General features: G+C 43.3%; 18 protein-coding genes. 7 read left to right on the top strand and 11 right to left on the bottom strand.

Going from position 1 to position 22,440, the window contains the following annotated elements; genetic code table 11:
• The first annotated feature begins 224 nt into the window (after window positions 1-224).
• Window positions 225-2,117 carry a hypothetical protein gene (locus E0F88_RS17020; protein WP_131959463.1) on the top strand — a complete coding sequence of 631 codons (1,893 nt, stop codon included), beginning with the start codon at window positions 225-227 and terminating at the stop codon, window positions 2,115-2,117.
• A gap of 150 nt (window positions 2,118-2,267) precedes the next feature.
• Here E0F88_RS17020 and E0F88_RS17015 read toward each other — a convergent pair whose 3' ends face one another.
• The 6 genes from E0F88_RS17015 to E0F88_RS16990 all read right to left on the bottom strand — a co-directional run bounded on the left by E0F88_RS17015 (window position 2,268) and on the right by E0F88_RS16990 (window position 11,725).
• Complete coding sequence (locus E0F88_RS17015) at window positions 2,268-3,734, bottom strand: RagB/SusD family nutrient uptake outer membrane protein (protein WP_131959462.1); 1,467 nt, start codon at window positions 3,732-3,734, stop codon at window positions 2,268-2,270.
• Window positions 3,735-3,748: 14 nt separating this feature from the next.
• Window positions 3,749-6,841 (bottom strand): SusC/RagA family TonB-linked outer membrane protein, encoded by a 3,093-nt coding sequence (locus tag E0F88_RS17010; protein WP_131959461.1) that lies wholly within the window; start codon window positions 6,839-6,841, stop codon window positions 3,749-3,751.
• A 458-nt stretch (window positions 6,842-7,299) separates the two neighbouring features.
• A complete protein-coding gene (locus E0F88_RS17005) occupies window positions 7,300-7,803 on the bottom strand; it encodes a peptide-methionine (S)-S-oxide reductase (RefSeq protein WP_229213795.1) in 504 nt (167 codons plus the stop codon).
• 156 nt (window positions 7,804-7,959) lie between these two features.
• Window positions 7,960-8,481 (bottom strand): putative antibiotic biosynthesis monooxygenase, encoded by a 522-nt coding sequence (locus tag E0F88_RS17000; protein ID WP_131959459.1) that lies wholly within the window; start codon window positions 8,479-8,481, stop codon window positions 7,960-7,962.
• A 127-nt stretch (window positions 8,482-8,608) separates the two neighbouring features.
• Complete coding sequence (locus E0F88_RS16995) at window positions 8,609-9,622, bottom strand: SGNH/GDSL hydrolase family protein (protein ID WP_229213794.1); 1,014 nt, start codon at window positions 9,620-9,622, stop codon at window positions 8,609-8,611.
• 324 nt (window positions 9,623-9,946) lie between these two features.
• Window positions 9,947-11,725 carry a response regulator gene (locus E0F88_RS16990; RefSeq protein ID WP_131959458.1) on the bottom strand — a complete coding sequence of 593 codons (1,779 nt, stop codon included), beginning with the start codon at window positions 11,723-11,725 and terminating at the stop codon, window positions 9,947-9,949.
• A gap of 290 nt (window positions 11,726-12,015) precedes the next feature.
• Here E0F88_RS16990 and E0F88_RS16985 point away from each other — a divergent pair, with 290 nt between their 5' ends.
• Window positions 12,016-12,465 carry a hypothetical protein gene (locus E0F88_RS16985; protein ID WP_131959457.1) on the top strand — a complete coding sequence of 150 codons (450 nt, stop codon included), beginning with the start codon at window positions 12,016-12,018 and terminating at the stop codon, window positions 12,463-12,465.
• 49 nt (window positions 12,466-12,514) lie between these two features.
• On the opposite strand, the gene E0F88_RS16980 is transcribed toward E0F88_RS16985, so the two are convergent.
• Window positions 12,515-14,014: a M61 metallopeptidase family protein gene (locus E0F88_RS16980; protein ID WP_131959456.1), complete on the bottom strand. Its 1,500-nt coding sequence runs from the start codon at window positions 14,012-14,014 to the stop codon at window positions 12,515-12,517.
• Between the two features lie 145 nt (window positions 14,015-14,159).
• Between E0F88_RS16980 and E0F88_RS16975 the strand changes: the two genes are divergently transcribed.
• The gene (locus E0F88_RS16975; protein WP_220466311.1) at window positions 14,160-14,558 is read left to right on the top strand and encodes a barstar family protein; all 399 of its coding nucleotides are present in this window, start codon (window positions 14,160-14,162) and stop codon (window positions 14,556-14,558) included.
• A gap of 292 nt (window positions 14,559-14,850) precedes the next feature.
• Here E0F88_RS16975 and E0F88_RS16970 read toward each other — a convergent pair whose 3' ends face one another.
• Window positions 14,851-15,912: an NAD(P)-dependent alcohol dehydrogenase gene (locus E0F88_RS16970; protein ID WP_131959455.1), complete on the bottom strand. Its 1,062-nt coding sequence runs from the start codon at window positions 15,910-15,912 to the stop codon at window positions 14,851-14,853.
• 308 nt (window positions 15,913-16,220) lie between these two features.
• Here E0F88_RS16970 and E0F88_RS16965 point away from each other — a divergent pair, with 308 nt between their 5' ends.
• Together E0F88_RS16965 and E0F88_RS16960 are read left to right on the top strand one after the other, a co-directional pair.
• Window positions 16,221-16,679, top strand: coding sequence for a response regulator (locus E0F88_RS16965; RefSeq protein WP_131959454.1), 459 nt, complete (start codon window positions 16,221-16,223; stop codon window positions 16,677-16,679).
• Between the two features lie 422 nt (window positions 16,680-17,101).
• Window positions 17,102-17,677: a porin family protein gene (locus E0F88_RS16960; protein WP_131959453.1), complete on the top strand. Its 576-nt coding sequence runs from the start codon at window positions 17,102-17,104 to the stop codon at window positions 17,675-17,677.
• A 151-nt stretch (window positions 17,678-17,828) separates the two neighbouring features.
• On the opposite strand, the gene E0F88_RS16955 is transcribed toward E0F88_RS16960, so the two are convergent.
• The gene (locus E0F88_RS16955) at window positions 17,829-18,683 is read right to left on the bottom strand and encodes a sugar phosphate isomerase/epimerase family protein (RefSeq protein ID WP_131959452.1); all 855 of its coding nucleotides are present in this window, start codon (window positions 18,681-18,683) and stop codon (window positions 17,829-17,831) included.
• 306 nt (window positions 18,684-18,989) lie between these two features.
• Between E0F88_RS16955 and E0F88_RS16950 the strand changes: the two genes are divergently transcribed.
• Window positions 18,990-19,439, top strand: coding sequence for a response regulator (locus tag E0F88_RS16950; RefSeq protein WP_131959451.1), 450 nt, complete (start codon window positions 18,990-18,992; stop codon window positions 19,437-19,439).
• A 17-nt stretch (window positions 19,440-19,456) separates the two neighbouring features.
• Here E0F88_RS16950 and E0F88_RS16945 read toward each other — a convergent pair whose 3' ends face one another.
• Window positions 19,457-20,338, bottom strand: coding sequence for a response regulator (locus E0F88_RS16945; RefSeq protein ID WP_131959450.1), 882 nt, complete (start codon window positions 20,336-20,338; stop codon window positions 19,457-19,459).
• Window positions 20,339-20,599: 261 nt separating this feature from the next.
• Between E0F88_RS16945 and E0F88_RS16940 the strand changes: the two genes are divergently transcribed.
• Window positions 20,600-21,904 carry a sensor histidine kinase gene (locus tag E0F88_RS16940; protein WP_131959449.1) on the top strand — a complete coding sequence of 435 codons (1,305 nt, stop codon included), beginning with the start codon at window positions 20,600-20,602 and terminating at the stop codon, window positions 21,902-21,904.
• Here E0F88_RS16940 and E0F88_RS16935 read toward each other — a convergent pair whose 3' ends face one another.
• Entirely contained in the window at window positions 21,905-22,336 is a 432-nt protein-coding gene (locus E0F88_RS16935) for a hypothetical protein (protein WP_131959448.1), read from the bottom strand. It lies immediately after the preceding gene.
• Window positions 22,337-22,440: the final 104 nt, after the last annotated feature.

Below are 22,440 nucleotides of genomic sequence, written 5' to 3'. Positions count from 1 at the left end.
GGACAATTGCTTTAGATAGCTGTCGAGCGTATTGCGGGATATACCTAAAACCCGGGCAATAAAGCGGTTACTCTTCTTTGAGGCCCGCAGTTCAATGATGCGTTTGACTTGAAACATTTGGATTCGCTGGTTAGCCATGGTTCATCTGGCAGCGACCGCTATGTTTCAGGTCAATACCAGGACAAACTTCAGGAATTACAGCTACCAAATTATACCTCTCCAAAGTGGCTCAAGTTGCACTTCCGGGAGTGGCTCAGTTTGCACTTCCGGAGGTGGCTCAGTTTGCGCCTCTTTTCTCAGCCAAACTTCAAGATATGCTAAAAAAGACCATTACAGGTAGATACGAACCGATTTTATTTGTTTTAATTTCACTTGCAATAGTACTGATTTACTGTGCTTATTTTTTCGAATTCAGGGTTAATTACCCCCAGCATGAGGATTCAATGATGGCCAATTTTGTGCGTTTATGGGATGACAGCACATGGGCAAAAAGATTAGATGACTGGGGCGGTTTCTCTTTCGGCCATCGTTATTATTATGCAAGGGCTGTTTCACTAATTGCTGCAAAATTGAACGGTGGTTACCTGGATCTGACAGTCACGATGTGGGGAGGAATCATAATGTCAGTGCTCTTTACAGCTGTTTTTGCCTGGCTGCTAGTTCAGAGCGGGCTTCCAATAATCAACCTGTTACCCGCTGTCTTGCTGCTGTTTAACCCAAGATTACGCGATTATATATTCTGGGCACTTACCAACCAGTTGTATCCTCCCTCATTGTTGTTTGCACTGCTTGCCGTAATATTGGTCCTGAAAGACAGCAAACTGTGGTTCGTAGCTGCGGTTTTTTCGGCACTAATTGCGGCAGGAAGTTTTTCGAGTGGACTTCTGGCTTTTCCAAGCGTAGCTCTTGCGCTGTTTCTAAGGCGAAAATATCCACAGCTGTTGATGTGGCTACTGGTCACAGCAGTCACGTTCGCTCTGTATTTTAGAAATTACAATCATCCGGGATGGGGACTTCCATACATAAACCCGGGAGAACCATCTTTTACATTATTCAATAAACTCATTTACCTGGTTACCTGCACCGGGGGCGTGGTAATGTTTGAACCCGGGAAGGTCGATGTTGATACAATTTGGAGAATGCGGTTTTGGCCTTCTATTCTGCTTGGAAGTTTATGCTGGGCAATTTTGCTTTACGGTATTTTTGTAGGCTGGTTTGGCAGTTATCTGGTAAGACTTAAAGGAAAAAATTCATTCAATACGATTTTGTCGGTCATCGAAAAGCAGTATTTGTGGTTTAAAGCTCATCCAAAGTCACGTCTGTTTTTTACGTCCGTAACCGCCCTATTATTTGTTACTACGTATATGGTGATCATTGGAAGGACTAATCCCGCCGATGGATCTCAAATTTTTGAAAAGCGGTTGAAATTATACCCGATCATCACTGAAATACTGGCCTACTCGATGGCTTTGGTTTTGTTTCAGGCAATCAATCTGAGAAAACTTGTCTTTTATACCGGCCTGGCAGGATCCTTTTGCATTTGGTTGCTAAGCTATTTTTTCCTTGTTCAACAAACAAAAGTAGAATCAAGAAACTACCTGACACTGATTTTTAATTACAAAAACAATAACAATTCTTTTCTGGCTAATTACGGGGCATGGGGTGGAGCTTCCCAACAAGGAGAAAAAGCCCAGTATGAACCTTCTATCAAGGCTGGTGTATTAACTGTTGAGTTCGTTGATTTTCTTAAAGGCGCTCGTATGAGTCAGGATACGTCCATCCTTCCTGTCTTAAATGTGATTTCCCAAAACGGTAACGGTTATGATTTTCTGGTACCCGGAATTCGTTCCGGAGAGCGAAACAGCAGCGATTACTTTGTGATCCTGAAAAATCAGGATTATGAGTTTCTGGTAAATCTTAATCTGGAAAGAAATACCATTTTACAGTTTCTAAAAACCAGAACGTATTATATCGGCGAGTTGAGAGGCAACATTTCTAATTTATCTTTTCCGGAAGGTGAGTATCAGGTCGGAATTCTTAAAGCAGGAACAAATCCGGTTTACAGAATGCAAAGCGACAGGATAAACATTAAAAGAAAAGCAAATGAGTGGTGGTAGTCGCTTGCCAATCCGGACAGATCAAGCCAATTTTGAACGGTGAAGTTGTTGCAGTTTGAAAATCAGAAAGCTCAGAACCAACCCTTTTGGCCAGCTCTGAACTTTCTGACATGATATCAAACATTACTTTAATTACAATCTGCTTAGCACTTATGGCGCCAGCAACTGCTCACGAAGCGGGTATGGGAATACCAGTGGAATTGCCTGATAAGCAATGCCAACCATATAGGTTTTAAGCGCCTTTTCCCTCACAGCGTGCAGTGTCATAACTTCTGTGGCAGTTCCATAACGAAGCAGATCAAACCAGCGGTGGTTCTCAAAGGCCAGCTCAACACGTCTTTCCTGGGCAACGGCCTGTCTGAACGCGGTCTGCGAGCTAAGCTGCGCCGGTGTTTTAGCTGCCAGCCCCGCGCGGCTACGCACCTGATTCAGGGAGGTAAATGCCGAAGCTGTCGCGCCGGTCTCGTTCAGACTCTCAGCGAGCATCAACAGCACATCTGAATAACGGTATACCGGAAAGTTATTACCGGTCTGATAGCGCACAGCGTGCGTACTTTGATACTTTTTGATATAGGGCACGAGCGTATTTGTTGTAGGGTCCGTAAAATCGCGACCAATTGAGGCGGCTAATCTTGTATCCCCCTCTTCATAAGCCTCGAGCATATCCTGGGTAGGAATATTCCAGCCGGCTGCTGCTACACCCAGATAAGCTACTTTTGTTCCCGAATTCCAGGGAGCGAATGTGTAAATAAAGTTGCTATACTCACTGTTGGATCCGACGATGTACTGAATCTCAAAAATGGATTCCGGCCCGTTTTCTTTGGTGACATCGAAGTTGTCAGCGTAGTTGGCATTGAGCTGATACTTACCCGAGGCGACAATGGCGTTAAGTTGTTCAAGGGCGCCGTTCCAATTTTTTTGCGTCATATATACCTCGGCAAGCAAAGTGCGGGCCGTTGCTTTTGTCACGCGCCCCTTGTCTGTTGCCGCTGTATAACTCTCAGGTAACTTGGAGATGGCCGCCACAGCGTCTTCGATGATCTTTGGGTAGATCGCAGAGGAAGCCACAGGACTGGCTGTTGCAAATGAATTGTCTGTCGAGGTTACCTCACTATAAACTGCCGGCACGCTGCCAAAAACGCGGATAAGATTAAAATAATAAAACGCTCTGAGAAAACTGGCCTCACCGCTTACCTGGCTACTGGTAGCCGCATCAACAGCCGACGAAGCGGCGAGTCTTTCCAGAATAATGTTGCAGCGGGAAATTCCTGAATAACTGCCATTAAAGAACGCGCTTAGATAGGAATTGCTGTTATTTTCCCGAAACTCGTCAATTTCTTCCAGGGATTGTCCCGACCGGTCGCTGGTATTAAACTGATAGGAAGAATTATCCGAACGCATTTCTGCCAGGGCCCACAACTGGCCGCCGGGGCCTACATTGGTGCCGCTGTAAATCGCCTGAAGCGGACTGTACGCAGCATTGACTGCCTGGATAAACTGGTCTTTTGTGTTGTAAAAAGTATTGGAGCTCTGATAGGTTTGCGGAGTAACATCAAGAAACGATTGCTTGCAGCCAGCCAAGGCGAGCGCAAAAATAATGATAAGGTTGTATTTCATGGTAATGCTCTGAATTAGAATTGAAAATTAACACCCAAAATGTAGGAAACCGGGACTGGATAACCCGTGTAGTTGATTCCCGGAGCCAGCGAACTATTTCCCTGGTAGCTCAGCTCAGGCCAGCCACCTTTGTAAGGAGAGAACAAAAACATGTTTTGTCCGCTTGCATAAACACGGGCAGAGAATTTGGACGGTGTTTTTATCGTGTAACCTAACGTGATGTTACGAACAGAGACAAAGGAAGCATTTTTAACCCACAGTGAATTAAGCTCCCGCGACCAGGATGTACTTGCATTTGTGGTCGGAATTTCTCCGTTACCGGGTTGCTCCGGGGATCTCCAGCGGTCTTTCACTGCTTCTTCGACATTGAAGACCCCATCAATATTGGTCGTAAAGCGTTTGTAGACATCAAAGATCTGGCTGCCCTGTACACCCGTGATCAAAACCGACATATCAAGTTTTCCGTAGCTGAAACGGTTGGTCATACCCCAGGTAAATTTCGGGTACGGACTGCCGATGGTTGTTCTGTCATTGACATCGATTTTACCATCTTCGTTCACATCGCGGTATTTGACAGAACCCACAACCTGCCCGGCATATTTGGGGATTGCATCCAGCTCTGTTTGATTCTGAACAATTCCCTGGAAATCAAATCCGTAAAACATACCCATAGGTTGGCCTACCTTGGTGATGTTGCTGCTAAGCTCCCCGGAGAGAATCTGGGTTTTGCCTCCGATGTCCAGAACCTTATTGCGGTTAAAAGAAATATTGAAATCGGTATCCCATTTAAATTTACCCGAAACTGCATTCTTAGAGTTAACCGACAACTCAAAACCACGGTTACGTACATTACCAACATTGGTAATCGCTGAGCTGAATCCGGAAGAAGCCGGGATATCAAGAGTTTGAAGCATATCCTCGGTGTGGCGATTGTAAAATTCAGCAGATACATACAGCCGGCCTTTCAGCAGTGCCACATCCAGGCCAAGATCTGTCTGCCGGGAGCTTTCCCAACCAAGCTGGCTGTTAGCCAGTGAGCTTAAAAGAAATCCGCTGGCGAGTGTTCCTCCAAAATTATAATTGTCTGTACCAATCCGGGGTATATAGGCGTAGTTACCAATATTGTTATTCCCCGAAAGACCATAGCTGGCCCTGATTTTGACCTCTTCTACCCAGGGCGTTTTAGGAAAGAAATGCTCTTCGGACACTCTCCATGCACCCGACACGGAAGGGAAGTTGGCCCAGCGATTATCCACTCCAAACCGGCTCGATCCGTCACGGCGAATGGCCACGCTAAGCAGATATCGGTCTGCCAGGCTGTAGTTGATACGCGCCAGGTAAGACAAAAGGCGCCATTCCTGATAGTCGGCTCCGGCCGTCACAGCAGTGGCCGCATTAATAGTCTCAACAGCATCACTTGGATAACTCGCTCCATAGGTAGCATTCTGACGATAAACTTCCTTTTGAACTGTATAACCAAGCAGTGCGTCAAAACGGTGTTTGCCAAATGTGCGGTTATAAGTAAGTGTATTCTCATTAAGCCAGTTGATCATTGAATTATTGATCACCGATCCGGTTGCCGGCTGTGGAGGCGGGTTACGAAAAGTACCCACAGTAGAGGCTTTGAATAAATCAAAACGGGCTGAGGTATAATCGACATTAAATGTGGTTTTCAGCGTCAGACCGGGCAGTGGAGTTACTTCCAGGTAGGTATTGGTTAGAACGCGCGCGGTTGCAGAGGAATTTTTCGTATCTAAAAGCGTGCTCAAAGGATTCGCATTCACAAAAGCGTCGGTAGATGTAACTCTTTGGTTGTAGGTTCCGTCTGCATTGTAAACCGCCGCCACGGGGCTGTTGAGAAGCCCCTGCGTAAGCAAACTGGTGTTGGACTGCCCTTCAGTATTGGCTATTTTCCGGTTTACAAATGAAGGATTCAGATTCAGGCCGATCCTGACATTTTTCATCGGCGATCCGTCCACATTCAGTCTTAGTGAATATCTTTCAAAACCTGTATTTCTGATCACCCCATCCTGATTGAAATAACCGGCCGAAAGCACACTTCTTAGATTGTCAGTCCCTTTCGAAAAGGTTAAGTTATAGTTTTGCTGGGCAGCTGTCTTGGTCAGCACATCATACCAGTCTGTTCCCGCTCCCAGAGCGGATGGATTCTGATAATCTGCCGGAATACTCGCCGGGTCAAAGGTTCTGCCTTCAAATTTGGCCAGGTCCTGGCGGTAGTCGGTACGGAAGTTCGCAAACTGCTCAGCGTTCATCATCTTGATTTTGCTGCGCTGCGGTGCAATCTGAAAGCCGCCGTAGGCATTGAATTCAATTTTGGAAGTGCCTGCTTTGGCTTGTTTGGTCGAAATCAGAATCACCCCATTTGCTCCTCTCGAACCATAAATTGCCGTCGAAGAGGCATCCTTTAATACGGTTATGGACTCTATGTCATCGGGATTAAGTGCGCTGAGCGGATTGGTCGACTTGTCAAATGAATTGGTGACAGGAAAGCCGTCGATCACATAAAGCGGATCATCACCAGCGCCCAGTGAGCCTGAACCTCTGACACGCACGACTACACCCCCACCGGGCGTTCCGGTAACCTGGCTAACCTGTACCCCGGCAACCTGACCAGATAATTTCTGGTCGGCACTTGTCAGAGGCAGATCCTTGATATTCTGAGATTTGACCATCGAAACAGCGCCCGTCACATCACGCCTTTCCTGATTCCCGTAACCAACGACGATGACTTCATTGAGGTTTTTATCATCTGTTGATAGCTTTACATCTGCCACAGAGCTATTTCCAACTGTTATTTCCCTGGTTGCATACCCAACATAGGAAAATACCAGAATCGCGCTCGGGCCGGTTACGCTGATTTTGTAGTTTCCCTCTATGTCAGTGGTAGTGCCTGTGGTGGTGGCTTTCATCATAACGGTAACGCCAGGCAGAACATCTCCGTTTTCAGCCGTTACGCGCCCGCTAACGGTCTGGTCAGCTCTGAATTGTACAGTCGCATTATTCCGGGCCAGCCGGTGAGCCTGCGCATTTTCAGGCCAGATACCCAGGTGCAAAACACCCAGAAGTAGTAATAGTTTTCGGTTCATAAAGTAAAAAGAGTGAAAGTGAAGCAATGGATAAAAAATAAAAATGGGTACGTACCCGCAAATTCAGACAACAATAGGTAAGTTTATCAGTTTCGGTATTACCCGATGTTCGCACTTCTAGTCCCATTGGTTTGTTCAGCACGAAAAGCCAGGCCAATCGTCAATCCAAATTTCGGGTAGGTAACCGCAAATAATACAATTAAAAACTGCTGTTGTACCGGAATTCTGAAAAGTCCCCTGATAGAATGTATGGCGTGTTTTTAAGTTTTCGGTAGCGTACCCGTAAATATAAAATTGATTTTAATTAATACGTCGTTTTAAATAAAATAAAGTTTAAAATTTGGCATAATTCTTCTCTTACTTAACTTTTATTCTATTAAATGGAGAAATACTTACAATGATATAAATTCATTACGGAATTTAACCGCATTAAGCCAGTCTCTGTCGCGCATTTAAATTCACAGATCTTTCAACTTTTCACTGTTTACCTGAGCTGAAAAGTCTCTAAGCAGCAACCTAAGTTTGTCATTGACTACATTTTCGCAAAAAGGTTTTTGCGGATTGCTATAATAGTAATTCAAGTAAGATTCCTGATTGAGCCTGAATGTAATAAAAGGGATGACTTGTGTGATAATTTTGTCTTTAAAATTATGTTGCAGATTATCAACAGCATTTTTGGCATATTCTGTCTGAATAGGTGAAAATGTATACACCGCAGACCGGTATTTAGAACGCATCCTATGCGTGGACGTGCAGCTATGTGTATGCAGGTGCACCGCAATAAGGGTTTGCAAAGAAATGATGGATTCGTCGAAATGAACCAGCACGCCTTCCGAAAAATCACTGTCAGGTGGCAAAGATGTAATCCAGCCCTGTTCTACGCGTATAACTCCGTTAAGTGATAAAAAGATTGCTTCCGTACACCAGTGGCAGCTGCCGCCCAGTCCGATCTTGCTGATCATCTCCATTTTGTTTAAGCGGTTCTGCACAGGGCAGTCCTAAAAGCTTGCCCGTAAATCTCCCGTTATCGATTATGTCTCTCTGACTGCGTCTTAAAGCAAACCACTGGGATTAATTAGTCACAGGGGGCCCGTCGTTCAAGTGCGATTATGGTCATTTTATTTCCCTGAAAGCCAGGGTTTTAGAAATTTAATAACCACTGGCATGATAACCCAGGTTAATAAACCAACCATGCAGGCAGCTATCAGCAGCACCCTTATCATCACAGGAAAGTCTTTGATCAACGCACCTAATGTTAAAGACAAAAACAAACTTGTTGGAAAAACACCGCATAGTGTAGCGACAGCCATTTTCCAGCGCGGTGGAGGCTCCGGAGAACGAAACCAGGCTTCAAGGCCGTTAAGCTCACGATAAACTGGCTGTTCAGTTAGCTTTGAAGCATACTTTTCCCAGTCCTTGAATAGTTTAGAATTATAAAAAGCATCCCTTTCCGCCTGGTCAGCAAAAGTTCTTAGTATACCAATCTCGCGGTTGTCAGCGCCGGGAAGCGCAGTGATCATGGCCGCCCCCTGCACACCACCATGCAAAAATGACTCTCCGAGAAAATCGCGAAGGGCCGCTTTAAATTCTTCTTCCTTTCCCGGAAGTACCTTTCTGGTAATTGCGACGTGTATGGGCATTGTACAACATTTAATTCATCAGTACCCCAATTTATTAAATTTCCCGAATTACCACCTATTTCCACAAATGACAAAAGAAAAGCAGGTGCAAAAAACAGCCCTGCTAATGTTTAAAAATGCCTGTGCATCAATATTTAAGCTCTTTAATTTTCGCGATAACGCGGTTGGCAACAATATGATAACCTTTGTCATTTAAGTGAATATCATCGCCGCCATCGGCCCGAAGGCCTCTTGGGAAATTCTGGTTCTGCAAATCTATTTTGTCATTTGCCGTAGGTGTGTAACCTATGGCGGTCATTTCAGCATCTGTCGGAGGTGTCATCTCTACAAAGGACTTGCCATATTTAGCCGAAAGGCTGGCATTGATTGCTGCCACCTTGTTAAAATCTGCGTTGCCCTTTATTTCACCTGATGCAAGAAGCACACCTACAACAATGTATCTGGCAGGCGTAGTAATATAGGCAATCGAGCTTTCCAGGGAACTGAGAATTTCCTGCTCTCCATTTGCCATCCGGACGTTATTTCGGCCATACCATAAAATTTGCGTCGCGGTTCTCAGCCGGGAAGCGTCATCGAGTAAAAATACCGAGTCTGCCGCAATGTCAATGACGCTAACCGTACCGGGTGTGATCGTATATGTTTCTCCCTGCGCATTGGCTGTGCGTTTAATCGTGCACCGTACTCCGCCAATCGTACCAGTGCGGCTGTACTCGTTGTAGTTTGACCCAGTTGATAAAAACATGTTGCTTAACTTGGTAATTCTAATCGGCTGAATTCCATTTAGCTTATTGCCTTCAACGGTTATCTTTAAAGGTAAGCCACCCTGCCTAACTGCAATGCTGGAAGCGAGCTGACCGATGATGCCATCGGTTGCAACCGTACGGTCTTGAAATTCGGCTGCCACCAAAGTGGCATATGATGCAGTCCCTCCTGCTCCAACAGTAAGGCTATCTCCGAAAAAGGCAAGAGTCTGATCTCTGTCGGATTTACCCCTGTTTGGAAAAATGTCATCTACTACATTACAGGACGACAAAAGTGTTGTTGTCAAAATTGCCGCACTGGACCGACGAAAGAAATGCCTGCGACTAACCAAACTTTCCGAATTTTTAATGTGCGTTTCGAACTTGTGCTCTTCACTCATTTTAGAAGAAATAAAGGATTATGTTGATCAGAGATAAACAATAATCATTCCACTAATTTTCTTACCAGTTAACCGTCTATGTTTTTAGAATTTGTTGCATTTTGCCACGCTGGTTGTTTTTGTGAGTATTAACATCATCACAATGACGGTTTAAGCAAATGGTTCGTTCAATTGGTTCAGTGTACGTATTTGGCGTAGATTCAGCAATTACAGCTGAAGTGAAAGTCTGTTAACTTTTCAAAAAAAATAGACTGATTCCTAGATTTGGAGTTGGTATTTCGCATCTTAAAGTCAGTGAAGTTATTATAGTTAACCCTAAGAACACTACTTTTCCTGATCGATAGGAGTCAGAAAAGTAAAGATCAGATCATAGAATTCATCAGGAAGAAAGGGCTTGGCAAGATATCCGGAGAAACCACCCGCGAGGGCTTTTTCACGCTCATCGGTAAACGCAGAGGCAGTCAAAGCAATAATTGGCAACTGCGGGCTTCTTGCGCGGATCAGCCGGGTTGCTTCAAAGCCATTCATGACCGGCATTTTGAGATCCATTAACAGCAAATCATAATGTTTCGCATTATACTGTTCCATCGCCTCGGCCCCGTTTAATGCTGTATCATACTGCATCCCAACCTTTTTAAGCAAACTGGTGGCAAAAAGCAAATTGACCGCGTTATCATCCACAACCAGAACCCTTGCCCGAGGCAGTGAAACCTTGATTCCAACCGGTTTTTCTAATGATAACGACTCATCAGCATAGGGGAATTGTATGGTAAAAGAAAATTTCGAACCTTTGTTTGGCACACTATCAAGTAAAATATCACTTTCAAAAAGACGTAAAAGTTCTTTTGTAATTGCAAGTCCCAGCCCGGTGCCCCGGTTGTTGCGATTGGCCTGGTTATCACTCTGGGTGAAAATCTCAAAGATCGTCGGCTGGTCCTCTGACGGAATACCAATACCTGAATCGCTGACTTCAAAGTGTAATTTGATTTTGCCCTCCGACCTTTGTAGCTCTGTGACAGCCAGCTTGACAAACCCTATTTCTGTGAATTTAATGGCGTTATGAATCAGATTGGTAATGATCTGATTTAGTCGCACCTGATCGCCGGTCAATTGCAAAGGTAAATAAGGCGTGCTTTCGAAGATCAGCTCTAGTTGTTTTTCCTGCGCCCTGGCGACAAAGGTCTTTTTCAGGTTTTTAAGAAGAAGTGAAAGATCAAACGGTGCAACAGTTAACCTGACATGGTTGGAATTGATTTTATTAAAGTCCAGCACGTCATTTACCACTGCCATTAAATGATCTGATGAAAATTTTAATGTTCCGACCAGTTCCCTTTGAAAATCAGTCCTTAACTCTTCCTGAAGCATCAAATGAACGATTCCCACAATTCCATTCAGCGGCGTTCTGATCTCATGACTCATCATCGAAAGAAAATCAGATTTTGCCTGTGTTGCCTGCTTGGCAAGCCTGTTTTGCTCTTCGAGCTCTTTGTTTTGCCTTTCCAGACTGTGAAAGTAAATAAACTCGCGATACTGCTTGTTGTAGCGCATCTGCATTACCAAAGGAAAAACACTCTGTCCAAGAAAATAAAAATACCCACCCTCTCTGAGAAAACGCACAAATACCTCTGGCCCGCTGATATAAAGTGCGGCTGAAAAACACAGTATCGTGGCCACAGAACTGATGATGGCATAACTTAATTTCCAGCGCAGGACCCAAAGCGTGAATATTAACTGAAGCGTCAAATTAAAGTTCAGGTCAAAAAAATAAAGTGTTGTAAAACGTGCCAGGACAAACGAGTGGAAAAGGATCAGCAGCAGACGACTTAAAAAGGATGCATTCTGACCATTGATAAACCCACGAAAATGAAGTAGTACGACTAGTCCGACGGTGCTACTGCATGCGAGTTGCACCATTAAAATGGACTGATAATCCGGATTGCCGTTCAGGTAGTAAAGCACCGAAGTTAACGGATAACAGATCAAAAATGTAAAACAGAATATGCGGTTGCCCATCACCGACTTTCTCTCAAATTCTTCTTTCCAAAGAATCAGCAAGTCATGTGGATCGTTTTTGATTTCCTCGTAGAAATTATTTTTTTTCAATGCCAACAAACTCTATAAATGTCGGCCGCAAAGTAGTGATTTGGTGTAGATATCCCGCATGATCCGGATGGAAAAACAAGAAAAATAGCTGATTTTAACACTATCGTACTCACTTATACGTTGGCAGGAAAATATTAGCTTGAAGTAAAAGGAACTTGAACTAAATTTTAAAAAATATATTAATAACATATATATAATTTATTTATATATATTATTTTCGTTAATTTTGAAGAAATAGCAGGTACAAAACAATTGGCTAATAACCAACCACGTCATATCCCAGCAACGCTATGTCTAGAAACAAGCTTCCTTTATCATTATTTATGCTTGCAGCCGCAAGTCTACCCGCCTTTGAAAATCGGCTGCCGTCCAGCCAATCCATTCCACCAGTGAAGGTCCAGCAAAAAAACCAAACCAAGTTCGATACAACAGTTTATTTAGTAGTAGAATCACCGCCGGAATTTATAGGTGGCCGCCTGGCCATGATTAGGTTTATAGAAAAAAACAGCAGATACCGAATCAGTACTATCCGTATAAAGGACGCAAAAGTGATTCATCTAAAACTTTTAGTTGAAAAAGATGGTGTGATTTCAAAGGTCATTCCACTCGTTTCGGATGCCGGCAAAGATCAGCAGGAGGAAATTAAAAGGGTCATCAGCCAGATGCCCAACTGGAAACCTGGCTCTCAAAGCGGCCGTTTGCTTCGAAGTTACAGCATTCTTAGCATTTACTTTTTGTAAGTTTTACGTCGTAAAATTGGTCTTTCATCCCCCTCAGCCATCTGAAAAGTCAGCGGTATATCTCTTTGATAGATACCTTATCTGAAATACTTATTTTGGGAACCCGGTCTTGGTAGCTTAATGAAAACGCATCTATTAATTTTACGGTTCTAAAATCGAGGACCTTGCCCTGATGCATGTAGGTTTTTATCTCAGAGATGATCTGGTCTTTGGGCAGAAATGCTGACAACGCTTCTGTGAAATCAGAAAGAGCAAAAACCTGCTTTTTATTTTTCCTGTTTTGCTTGTACAAAAGCAGCAGAAAATCTCTGATATTACTCTTTGATCCGCTGGAAAGGCGGATTTGATTATCAAGGTAAAAACCGTAAATAAAACCCCGGTGATACGGAATTTTCTCAAAATTGCGGCTTTTCCAAAAATTCTTTTCGATTGAATCACCAGGTGTTGTGTTTTCCGGATTTCGGTAATACTGGCCCAAGATCTCCTCATTGGTGTATTTCAGAAATGCCGCTTTATCAAACAGACCTGCCCTGGCCAAATTGTAGATCGCAATATAATCGTTGAAGCCCTCATTAAACCATTCGTTTTCCATACCTACGGATTTGAGCTGCATGCGTCCTCCGATCCAGGTGTGAGAAACTTCATGTGCGATCGTAGCTATTTTTTCTGTATCCAGCGCTCCCGTGTAACGCGTTCCGAATCCATTTTTCAGGCCAATACCTGTCATCGTCGGGGGCACCTTTGTCAGCAAAGGAATCATGCTAACGAAGTAGAACTTAAAGTCGTAATCCTGCCAGAACTCGCGCACTTTGGGAATAAACTTAGTCACCAGCGGATCCATTCCCTGCTGCATATCACTTGCCGAATCGCTATTTGAGGTAATTAGATAAGTCGGAATTTTATTGACGACATATTCTTTACGCTGCAAGTTCTCATTCATTTGGAGCAGCACATTATTTCGCTCACCATTAGGCACAATTTGTCTTTCGTTTGGTTTGGCCTTTGGATCGCTCGATACAAAATAGGGCATGTTTTCCGGCCAGCTGTCCCACGCAAATGAGAGCTCGGTGTAGCTGCTGTCGGCTACGTCCATAAATAAGTTATAACCCAGCGAATAAAAGAATCCCGATGTGATGCTTGGCCGGAAAGCCTCATTAGGTCTTGCTCTTTTAGGATCCAGCACCGGCGTTCCGTCAATTTCGTAATGAAGTTTTTTAACTCCCGGCGTCTGATGTCGCACAATTATCTGGCGATCCTGCCCGGCGATCCGCAACGAATCATTCCGATCAGCTTTTATATTTTGAAGCACGCCAAAAATATTAGTCAACCCACCGGGATTTGGATTGCCAAACTGAAAAACAGTGCTGTCGGCCAGGTGTGTATTGTAAAACAAGTCAACTTTTAACAAAGAAGATCTTCCGTCCCAGGACAAATGATAATCCAGCCGGTTTGAAGCCAGTTTTTGTTGCGCGAAACCGCGGCCGGGCACAAACATTACTACGAATGAAATAATAGTGGCGGACAATAAAACGCTCAGGCGGTTGTTCATTTAGTTAACAGGTGCTAAAACTTATTCACTTTCCCTGCAAAGAACGTCAATATGGGCCAGCGGACAATCCTATATATTTGCAACAGTGATTTCTAGTTTTGCAGATTTGGGCCGAATAATGCCGGTTTGCCGGAATAAATTTTCAATGAAGAAGAAACAAATAAAAATAAACGGCAATAATTTTTCTGATCTGACTGGTTTCTACCAGGAAATCAACAGACTGTTTATGCATGGTATGGACTGGGAGATGGGACATAGCCTAGATGCACTCAACGATATTCTTTATGGAGGTTTTGGTGTCTATGATCCCGGCGAAACCGTTACTGTCATCTGGCAAAACACATCTAAGAGCAGAGCGGATCTGGGACGCGAAGAAACTAGGAAGAACTATGAAATGAAAATAAAAAAGGGCTACCCTTATAATGTGAAGCTTTTTGAGGAAAAACTTCTGGAAATCGAAAATGGGAACGGTCAAACGCTTTTTGATATAATCACAGAGATTTTCCGTGATCACAAAAATATTGATTTGAGCCTGGAAGTGTAAATCGTATATTGTATTCCACCCCGCCTGGGTTGACAGGCAGTAGCTCATGACACGTAATTTCCACGGCGAAAAGCCCGGAAGGCTTAAATATGAATGGCCCCAGTTGTACCGGGGGAAAAACAGAACACAAACATTTCAGCAATCCCAAAGAGGTTGAACAGTCGGTTTAATAACATCAACCATGTGATTTGGAGAGCAAAGTTGTTACCATCAGTTCTTCTATCTGCAAACCAATTACAAAAAGGCAGACAGCAAAACGCCATCTGCCCCTGTTTAACGATGACTGATATGATTAAACCGCCGCTTTTAAAGAAGCCATATCGATCACAAACCGGTATTTCACATCTCCTTTAAGCAGACGCTCATAGGCTTTGTTAATGTCCTGGATGTTGATTAATTCAATATCCGAAACAATATTATGTTCAGCACAGAAGTCAAGCATCTGCTGCGTTTCGGCAATACCACCAATCGAAGAACCGCTAAAATTCCTGCGCATTCCTACCAGATTAAAGGCGCCAATGGGCAGCTCATGCTCCGGCAAACCTACCAGGGCGATTGTACCATCCAATTTGAGCAACTGCAAATAGGCGTTTATGTCATGCTGAGCAGAGACGGCATCTAAAACAAAATGAAGACTGCCTGCATATTTTTTCATCTGCGAAGCATCGCTGGATAACACCACTTCATCTGCGCCTAAGCGTTTGGCATCTTCAAACTTTGAAGACGAAGTCGTGAAAACAATGACATCAGCACCCATCGCTTTGGCAATCTTAATACCCATGTGACCCAGTCCGCCAAGTCCTACCACGCCTACTCTTTGCCCCGGTCCGACATTCCAGTGTTTCAACGGAGAGTAAGTGGTAATCCCAGCGCAAAGTAAAGGTGCAGCAGCAGCCAGATCCAGATTTTGAGGTATACTTAACACATAGTTTTCATCTACAACAATCGTTTCAGAATAACCGCCAAAAGTCTGGCGGTTTAAAAACTTGTCATTTCCGTTGTAGGTATATCCACCGCCAACCAGACAATATTGTTCCAATCCGTCTTTACAATGCTCGCACTCACGGCAGCTATCGACCAGACAGCCCACTCCTGCCAGCTGGCCAACCTTAAATTTAGTAACCTGATCACCCACAGCAGTGATCTTACCTACAATTTCGTGACCCGGAACAATCGGATACACAGAACCGCCCCATTCGTTTCTTGCCTGATGAAGATCTGAGTGACAAACGCCACAAAAAAGAATCTCGATTTCCACATCTTTTGCCGTAACCGTTCTGCGCTCAATGTTTAGTGCTTCCAATTCAGACTCAGCAGCTTCTGTACCGTAGGCTTTGATATTTTTTACTTCCATTAAAAGTTAAGTTGAATGATGTTGTTTTGGTAACTGCGATACGATTAATTTCATTCCACAGCCCGTACCAATATCTAAATACAACCATATTAAACACAATGTTAATCAACTCATTAACAGTATGTTTACGAAGTGAAAATAAGGGATAAAATAGCATTTTAGAATTGCTAATAATAATGTTTAGTCTATCACTTCCTTAAAGCAGATGACATTTCGATCGCTGAAAACCCTAGAATGCATAGAATTACTTTTACTTGTGGCTCGGTTTTTGCTACTGTTTGCTATAATACTCTCAACGACTATAAATTATGAAAATCTGCATTATTGATGATGACTGGGTCTGCCGATTTATCAACCAGAAACTGATCGGAAAAATCCTTGAAGAACCTAACGTTCTGCAATTCGAAGACGGACAGGATGCTTTTGATTTTTTTGAACAGTGGCAACACACACCCGGAAATTTGCCCGACGTCATCCTCTTGGACATTAACATGCCAAGAATGGATGGATGGCAATTTATCGAAATGTTTAGGAACCTTAAAAATCACCATTACAACCCGTTTATTTATATTTCCAGCTCATCTCAGCATCCCGATGATATGGCCAGAGCAACAGCATATCCTGAAATAAATGGCTATCTGCCAAAACCGTTAAGCATTGAAGTATTAAAAAAAGTACTTTCGGATGTTTCCGGTGCTGAGTCGTCTTCATCATTACAGGAACGATATAAAGTGGGCTGGCAAAACAGACAGCATGCTCATGCCTGAAGTGTGTTTTGGTGGTAGATCTAGCATGTCATCCTCTATTAGCTTCGAAACAAAATAATTTTATACTTCTTCAATATTTTTAAAGAAGGGTCTGTGAATGTCACAGGCTCTTTTTTTATTTAACAGCAATCGTAAATATCCAGAAAATATAAGAAATATTATATTCTCCAAGTATTTGAATTTTATATAAAGTATACAGTTCACCTTCCATACAAAATTGTGCATACCTATTAATTTTGTCTGCAAATTTCTTAAATACGCCTGTCCAGCTACCGATTTGTCCGTTTCAATAAGATAGCGCTCTGTTTATTGAATGGTAAAAAACACATTTGCATCAGATATCAAAGTAGATTTGCTTTGGCAAGCCATTTGCAAGTAAAACTTCGATTCTTGTAATTATTCAAAACTAAAACCAAAAACGTGTGAAAAAGTTAACGATTGTTTCTTTAATGCTGCTTTGCAGCACCTTTGCATTTTCCCAGTCTTTTAGCATCGGCCCGAAAGCGGGTATTAATATCAGCAACTACACCGGCGGTGACATTGAAGCAGATGCTTTGGTCGGTTACCACCTCGGTGCGGTGATAAACTACGGCTTTGGTAATGTTTTCTCGATTCAGCCGGAAGTGTTGTTTTCAACCCAGGGGGCGAAGGTGAACAATGCGGGCAGAAAAGATGACTTTAAGGTCAATTATGTAACTGTACCGGTCATGTTAAAATTTAAAACCAATGGTGGATTCTACGTCGAAGTAGGCCCACAGGTTGGCTTTCGCACCTCATCAGATCTGGGCGATCAGTCGATAAACAACTTTGCAAAAAACCTGGATCTGTCCGCAGGAGCAGGTATAGGCTTTCAATCCAAAATTGGTTTGGGCGCAGGTGTGCGCTATATAGCGGGGCTTTCGAAAGTGGGCGATTTCACAGGTCAGAGTTTCGATCCTGACTTTAAAAACAGCGTCATTCAGGCAAGTATTTTCTGGGCAATACCTTTTGTTAAATAAAGGACTTTCCGAAACTGAAAAGAGTTGGCTTTTAACGGAAATACCCCGTTTATCGCCAACTCTTTTTATTTTAATCTATTAGCCGTAATTTATCCTTACAAGCTTAAATGCTCAGCTAACTATTTGTCCATAATGAGATCAACGATGACTATTAATTTTTCAACCCTTTTAGATAGGCCATCGTCTGTGGAACCTGCGTGCCGTAGCTTGGACTTTCATCTTCAATATAGTAATGCTCAATTGCAGATTTTTTTGCCGCTTTTAAAACAGCCGGAATGTTGATCTGACCAGTTCCCAGCGCTACATCATTGGTCACCGGCGTTCCTCCTGACAAGTTCCCTTCCACGCCTTTGCGAAGGTCTTTCATGTGCATGAGCTTAAATCGGGTTGGGTACTTTTCAAGCAATGCCGCCGGATCGCCACCCGGGAAAAATGCCCATAATACATCCAGCTCAAAACTTACATATTTCGGATCCGTTTTGGTGATGATGTAATCCATCAGCGTACCCTCTTCATATTTCTCAAACTCATAACCGTGATTATGATAACAGAAAGTCAGACCAAATTCGTCTTTTAGTTTTTTACCAATCTTATTAAAATCTGCGACTGTCTGGTTTGCCATATCCAGCGTGAACGCACCCTTATGCGGCACCCAGGCAACACGGACAAATTTAGCACCTAATGTTTTGGCATTTTGCCCAACCTGGTCGGTTTTATTAAGCGCTTCCTCATAGCTCACACCAAAGGAAGAACATCTCATTCCCCGCTCATCGAGCAGCGCCCTGAGTTCAGCTGCCGTTTTTCCAAACAGATTTGAAAATTCCATATCCTTTATACCTAGACTTTTTAGTGTGTCCAGTGTGGCGGCGGCATCCTTGGCAAAGCTTGCCCGGTAAGTGTAAGAAACCATTCCCGGCGTTTGGGGAAACAACGGTTTTCCCTTCTGGGCAAACATCACATTAGTATTGATGAATAAAACGGTAGCAACGATTAGCAGCTTTTTCATTAAATAGACCCTTTAACAGGTTTTTAGTTTTGGATTTGAATACAGAGAATTTGAATCGTAAAATTGAGACGAATCACAAGGCCCACCGCCCTGAAAGGGTAAAAACACCTTACTGCTCAACCTGACTGATCTTGTTGTAACAGCGGTGGTAACAATTTTGCGTCAATGCCATTGACAATAATACTGCTGTTTTTTTACTTTACAGTTTTTTAAGCGTAATCCTATTCAAGGCGCCAAAACATCATCCGGGCACCGGTGGCCTGAAATTTGTAAGTAAAAATATCAAAAACGTTTTCACGGAAAGTTATGAGAAAGGAAATCTATTTTGTTGACGACAGCGAAGATCAGCGTTCCATTGTCAGAAGCATATTCGGTTATTATCTGCGAAAACACACAATCCGTTTTTTCGAATCAGGAGAAGCCCTATACCGACACATGGTAAATATTTCCGATGAGGGCTACCATGGTCCGATACCTGGGCTGATTTTGCTCGATTTGCACATGCCAGGAATTGACGGAAAATCACTTCTCAGACTAATTCGGCAAAGTCCAAGTGCACGCATTGATTGGAAAACGTTACCTGCCGTCGTGTTTACTAGTCTGGCTACCAAAGCACAACTTGATGCTTGTTATAAAGCTGGCGCAAATTCTGTACTTATCAAGCAAAATAAGATAGAAGATTTCACCTCTCAGTTAAGGCTGATTTGTAATTACTGGCTTGATGAGAACAAGTTGCATTTTGACATAAAGCCGTAAGCATGCCTGTGATTTTTCTATCGTAAAAGCTTGTTCTGACTACTGATGGTATTAATCCAGAAGTGGCAAAGATTTGAAAAGAACGAAAACCATGTGGTTAAATCATCGGATTTGACCAGATAGGCGTTGGCCTGGCTGCGGTAGCATTCTCTGATATCGACAGGATTATCAGAATGACTAAGCACAATGACCGGTATGGACATTAACCTGCAGCCGGCTAAAAACTTTTTGAGATTTTCTAAAATCCTGAGACCATTTTGTCGGTCTGGCAAATAAAGATCCAGCAAAATCAACCGGGGCGTTTCCGACAACCTGGCCCACTGTGATTCAAGATGCTCCAAAGCCATATTCTCATCTGCCAGACTGATCACTTTTACCTGTGGCATGCAGCTTCTTAAGGCCAAAGACATTAGTATCCGCTGGTCGGGGTTGTCCTCGATAACCAGAATACTCTTGGATGCCATGTTTTTAATTTGATGTGCTTTTGTCCGTGAAGTTGGAATTCTTAGAAAACAAACGCTGATCGCATCAGCCAGCTGCTCATATTCACTGATCTGATAGGGCTTTGATATAAAAGCGTTGATTCCCTTGGCGTATGCCGTCGCAATCAGATCCGTATTATTAGTCGTTGAGATCATAATAACCGGAATATGCAGCAGATGCTCCTCTGCCTTAATGGCTGATAAAGCCTCAAGACCACTCATTCTGGGCATATTCATATCCATTAAAATAACGCAGTTTTCCAAATTACCTTCTGCCTCCAGCAACGAGAGCAATTCTATCCCGTCGCAGGCTTCAATAATCTCAATTCCTTTAATTACGTTGAAAACAGCATCTTTGAGAAGAAACCGGTCATCCTCGTCATCATCGACGATAAATATCTTTTTCGCTGCGTTCATAAAAATTGATAAAGTAGCCTGCCATTTGAGCGCCCATTTCTTTGTAAGACCCTAAGATCTAAATTAAGTCCTGCCAGCATCTTTTAGCGGCGTCAAAACTAGTACTTATTTCAATATACGACGCTAATAATGTTTATACATATTCATTTTCGCAATAAATTTCGCCTTATATTCCGCTTTGGCGGGTTAGGATGCCATACTTAACAATCTGGCATAACTTTATTAGAGGCATGAAAAAAGTCTAAAACCCCTTATCACTCCATGGCTAAAAACAAAACCTCCCAGCAAAGCCCAAACTATGATCTGGTCGCTTTTCTTAACATAAGAAGAGAAGCCGTGCTTAATAAATGGCGGGTAGTATGCTCGCAGGATACAAATCTAAACAGCAAAGCAAGTTTTTCCAGAGAAGAGTTTAATGATCAGATTCCGGTTTTACTTGATATTCTGAACCAAAAACTGCTGGGAGAGAAAATCAGTGTTGACCCCATCCTGGTTGCCAGTGAACACGGCCTGCACCGCTGGCAGACGGGTTATGAGCTATCTGAACTATTGATCGAACTAGAGCATCTGTTTGTCATTTTGCAAGACGAAATACATGCATTCGAGCGCAATAGTAAAATAACTGATCTGGAGTCAGCACAGTTTGTACAGCAGCAGATCTTTAAAATTTATGCAGATGCAAACCGCGGAAGTTTGCTTTATTACAATGAGCTCAGACAAGCGGGGGCTGCTGAGCAGGCAGCAAACCTGCAAAATGCTTTCAATCAACTCGAAGAGTTAGGAAAAAAACGCAACGAACATCTCAGACACAGCTCGCATGATCTGCGCTCAAGCTTTAGTGTGCTGATGATGGCTTCTGAAATGTGGGAAATTCCGGCTTCCGGTGAGGAACGCTCCGAACTTGCCAAGATGATGAATAAAAATCTTTCATCCATTCGTGAAATGCTTTTGCAACTTACTGATTACGCGCGCATCGAGGCAGGCCAGGAAATTTTAGAGTTAAAGCAGTTTGATGCCGCGGCATTAATCAATCAAATTATCGGCAACACTTTGCCACTGGCGCAGACGAAGAATCTGACGCTGCAGGGTGAGGGTCCGCAGCACCTGAAAGTGTTTAGCGATCCGGTGCAGATACAAAGGGTCCTGCAAAATCTTTTGCACAATGCTTTAAAATATACACAGACAGGCGGTGTCTACATTACCTGGGCAACAGAAAATGATTCCCGCTGGATTCTTAGTATCCAGGATACAGGGCCCGGTTTCCAGCAAAATACTCCGGCTGCATTTTTTGCCGGTCAGCTTAAACCTGCGATCGGTACCAGCGGAATTCATCCGGATGGAAAAGCCTTGCAGCTTCCTGACTCCAAACACGCAGACTACGATGGAAATGATGCCTTTAAAGAAAGTGAAGGCCTGGGCCTGTTCATTGTCAAAAAGATTTGCGAGCTGCTGAAAGCGACCATGGACGTAGAAAGTAAACCTGGTCAGGGTACATTGGTTCGAATTCGTTTCCAGGTAAAACAAGAGCCTAATAAACCTGTTCAAATAAAACCAGAAGAGAACTAACTATATGCTTTCAGAAAAATAGTTTTTTGAAAGCACCCGGCACAAAACAGTAATTTCTTCCAGAAGCGTGCTGACCTTCACTTTTGTGGCAAAAGGCCTGTATACACTTACCGACACTGTTTTATCTCCCCAATACCGCAGCCGGTCCAGATAGCTTGTCTGGTTTGTGCTCAGTTCACAAAGGGCAAGCCTGAGATTGCCCTTTTTTGACTCCGCAGGATCAAGACCTTGCGACCCGACAAGCCAAAACAGCTCGTTGAGTCGTACGATACAGTCCCGAAGGGCCATGGTTTGCTCTAATAAATCAATGCTTCGTTTAGCGGATGAGAGCAGCGGCAGGCTGCTGTTATATTCACTGGCAGTGAAAACGTTATCGAGATTACCTACGGCTGCTGATATGTCGGCCAGCATCAATTTATATCTCTCTTCCATGGGCGTCCAAATTTATTTGACACCACAAGGATAAAAACTGTGCCTAAAAAGGAACGGTTTCATATACGAAAACCAAATCTGCACGTATTTTTAGCATCTTGAAA

Origin of the sequence: Dyadobacter psychrotolerans, assembly GCF_004349265.1 — a bacterium.
GTDB classification, from domain to species: domain Bacteria; phylum Bacteroidota; class Bacteroidia; order Cytophagales; family Spirosomataceae; genus Dyadobacter; species Dyadobacter psychrotolerans.
Note: the sequence above shows the minus strand (reverse complement) of the source record. Positions and strands in the feature narration are given on the sequence as shown.

Bases quoted from the DNA above. Each gene is read 5' to 3' on its own strand.
- E0F88_RS17015 (WP_131959462.1), bottom strand. From the start codon at position 3,734: ATGAAATACAACCTTATCATTATTTTTGCGCTCGCCTTGGCTGGCTGC.
- E0F88_RS17010 (WP_131959461.1), bottom strand. From the start codon at position 6,841: ATGAACCGAAAACTATTACTACTTCTGGGTGTTTTGCACCTGGGTATC.
- E0F88_RS17005 (WP_229213795.1), bottom strand. From the start codon at position 7,803: ATGATCAGCAAGATCGGACTGGGCGGCAGCTGCCACTGGTGTACGGAA.
- E0F88_RS17000 (WP_131959459.1), bottom strand. From the start codon at position 8,481: ATGCCCATACACGTCGCAATTACCAGAAAGGTACTTCCGGGAAAGGAA.
- E0F88_RS16995 (WP_229213794.1), bottom strand. From the start codon at position 9,622: ATGAGTGAAGAGCACAAGTTCGAAACGCACATTAAAAATTCGGAAAGT.
- E0F88_RS16985 (WP_131959457.1), top strand. From the start codon at position 12,016: ATGTCTAGAAACAAGCTTCCTTTATCATTATTTATGCTTGCAGCCGCA.
- E0F88_RS16980 (WP_131959456.1), bottom strand. From the start codon at position 14,014: ATGAACAACCGCCTGAGCGTTTTATTGTCCGCCACTATTATTTCATTC.
- E0F88_RS16975 (WP_220466311.1), top strand. From the start codon at position 14,160: ATGAAGAAGAAACAAATAAAAATAAACGGCAATAATTTTTCTGATCTG.
- E0F88_RS16970 (WP_131959455.1), bottom strand. From the start codon at position 15,912: ATGGAAGTAAAAAATATCAAAGCCTACGGTACAGAAGCTGCTGAGTCT.
- E0F88_RS16965 (WP_131959454.1), top strand. From the start codon at position 16,221: ATGAAAATCTGCATTATTGATGATGACTGGGTCTGCCGATTTATCAAC.
- E0F88_RS16955 (WP_131959452.1), bottom strand. From the start codon at position 18,683: ATGAAAAAGCTGCTAATCGTTGCTACCGTTTTATTCATCAATACTAAT.
- E0F88_RS16950 (WP_131959451.1), top strand. From the start codon at position 18,990: ATGAGAAAGGAAATCTATTTTGTTGACGACAGCGAAGATCAGCGTTCC.
- E0F88_RS16945 (WP_131959450.1), bottom strand. From the start codon at position 20,338: ATGAACGCAGCGAAAAAGATATTTATCGTCGATGATGACGAGGATGAC.
- E0F88_RS16940 (WP_131959449.1), top strand. From the start codon at position 20,600: ATGGCTAAAAACAAAACCTCCCAGCAAAGCCCAAACTATGATCTGGTC.
- E0F88_RS16935 (WP_131959448.1), bottom strand. From the start codon at position 22,336: ATGGAAGAGAGATATAAATTGATGCTGGCCGACATATCAGCAGCCGTA.